This window comes from Corallococcus llansteffanensis (assembly GCF_003612055.1).
Taxonomy (GTDB): Bacteria; Myxococcota; Myxococcia; order Myxococcales; family Myxococcaceae; genus Corallococcus; species Corallococcus llansteffanensis.
The window spans coordinates 1-2,194 of sequence record NZ_RAWB01000923.1; the positions used below are offsets into that span (position 1 = coordinate 1).

The 2,194-nt window shown below is 73.3% G+C and carries 3 protein-coding genes; 2 read left to right on the forward strand and 1 reads right to left on the reverse strand.

Features of this window, described 5'->3' with window-relative positions; genetic code table 11:
* The first annotated feature begins 78 nt into the window (after positions 1-78).
* On the forward strand, positions 79-1,209 hold the full coding sequence (locus tag D7V93_RS42100; RefSeq protein WP_120648576.1) for a mannosyltransferase family protein: 1,131 nt from the start codon (positions 79-81) through the stop codon (positions 1,207-1,209).
* A complete protein-coding gene (locus tag D7V93_RS42105; RefSeq protein ID WP_120648577.1) occupies positions 1,206-1,865 on the forward strand; it encodes a class I SAM-dependent methyltransferase in 660 nt (219 codons plus the stop codon). Before D7V93_RS42100 ends, D7V93_RS42105 begins: the two co-directional genes overlap by 4 nt.
* Positions 1,866-1,947: 82 nt before the next feature.
* On the opposite strand, the gene D7V93_RS42110 is transcribed toward D7V93_RS42105, so the two are convergent.
* Positions 1,948-2,194, reverse strand: a 247-nt coding sequence (locus tag D7V93_RS42110; RefSeq protein ID WP_341870999.1) for a ChbG/HpnK family deacetylase, incomplete at its 5' end; no start/stop codon positions are given.

Here is a 2,194-nt window from a genome sequence, read left to right on the forward strand (position 1 = left end):
AGCAGGGCCCGGAAGGCTCCCCCTGTCCCGGGCCCTGCTTGACGGCGGGGGCGGTTCTGGACCAAGGGCATCCCCTGAATGGTCCGCTCCGCTCCCCGTACCGTCCTGACCGCCGGGCTCGCCGCCCTGGTGGTGTGCACCGCGCTGGTGACGGTGTCCGCGCTCGCCTTCCCGCAGGGCTACAGCCCCGCGCGGTTGACGTGGCCGGGCGCCCCCACGCTCCTCGGCTGGGCGCACTTCGACGCCGGCTGGTACGCGACCATCGCCACGGAGGGCTACCGCTACACGCCCGGCCAGCAGAGCCCGGTGGCGTACTTCCCGCTGTACCCGCTGGTGCTGCGCGGCCTGGGCCTGCTGCACGTGGACACGTTCCTCGCGGGGATGCTCGTCACCATGGTGTGCGGGTTGGGGGCGCTCTACGTCTTCACGCTGTGGGCGCGCACGCGGGCGGACGAGGAGTCCGCGCGCCACGCGGGGCTGCTGATGGCGTTCTACCCGTTCGCGTTCTTCCTCTACGGGGCCATGTATTCGGACGCGCTGTTCCTGCTGCTCATCATCGCGGCGTTCCTGCTCCTGGAGCGGGGGCAGCTGGGGTACGCGGTGCTGCTGGCCGCCGTGGCCACGGCGGCGCGTCCGGTGGCGCCCGCGCTGGTGGTGGGGCTGCTCGCGCGGCGGCTGGAGTGGAAGCACGAGCGCGGCCTGAAGTGGAGCGCCGTGGACCTCTTGCCGGTGCTCGCGGCGGCGGGCTTCGTGCTCTACGTGCTCTACCAATGGAAGGCCTTCGGGGAGCCCTTCGCGTTCGTGAAGGTGCAGTCCGCGCCGGGGTGGGACCAGCAGCCGGGCTGGCGCACCTGGGCGAAGCTGCGCTGGTTCCAGGGCTTCAGCCGGCGGATGCCTCTGTCGGACGGCCTGCGGCTCGTGGGGCACGCGGCCTTCACCCTGGGGGCGCTCGCGCTGGTGTGGCCGTGCGCGAAGCGGCTGGGGTGGGGCTACGGCGTCTACACGCTGGCCATCGTGGGACTGCCCGCCCTGTCCAGCAAGGACTTCATGGGCATGGGGCGCTACCTGCTGGCCGCCTTCCCGCTGTTCCTCACGCTGGCGCTGCTCTTGCGCGAGCGGCCGCGGTGGCGCTGGGGTGTGCTCGCCACGAGCGCGGCGTTGATGCTGGCGTTGACGGTGGCGTACGGCGCCGCGGAGTACGTGTCATGAGCGGGCTCCTGGACCAGGCCCTGGCGCGCTACGCGGGGCTGCCCGCGAGCGAGCGCTTCCACGTGCACGCGCGGGCGTCGTCGGCGCCGCTGCTCGCGGTGGCCTCGCGTCTGCCTTCAGGGACGGTCGCGGACATTGGCTGCGGGCACGGGTTGCTCTCCGCGCTGATGGCGCTCGCGGTGCCAGAGCGGCGGGTGCTGGGCGTGGACCTGGATGCGCGCAAGGTGCGCTGGGCGCAGCAGGCGCTGGCGGGGCTGCCCAACGTGGCGCTGTCGGTGGGCTCGGTGGAGCAACTGGCCCAGGCGCAGGCCGGCACGCTCGACGCGGTGGTGGTGTGCGACGTGCTGTACCTGTTGCCGGAGGACCGGTGGCCCGGCTTCCTCAAGGCCGTGCGCGGGCTGCTGCGTCCCGGGGGGCGCTTCCTGTTGAAGGAGGTGGAGGGGGACCGCTCCTGGAAGCACGCCAAGGCGCTCGCGCAGGAGTGGGTGATGGTGTCGCTGCTGGGGCGCACGAAGGCCAGCGGCGGCATGGTGCTCAAGCCGCGAGCGGACGGAGTGCGGCTCTTGCGCGACGCGGGCTTCGAGGTCCGCGAGGTGGTGGGGCTGGGCGAGGGCTACACGACGCCGCATCTGCTCTACGACGCCGAGGCCCGCTGAGGGGAGCACGAGGCCTACCGGTGCGGCTGGAAGCGGCACGCGAGGGGCTGCTCACTCGCGGAGTCCCGCCGAGGCCCGCTGATCAGCCCAGCGCGCCGTAGCTCGACAGCGCGATGTCCCGCTCCGCGAGCTTCGCCTTCACCCGGGGGCTCGTGAGCGCGGCCAGCTCCGCGTCCCAGCCGTAGCGCCACGCCGGATCCTCCGGCACGTGCGGCGCTCCTTCACCGGGATGGCACCCCAGCTCGAAGTCCCCCGCAGGCAGCGCGTCCAGCACCGAGAGCAGCGCGGCCTCGTCCAGCCGGCCCGCCTCGAACACGCCCCCCGCGCTC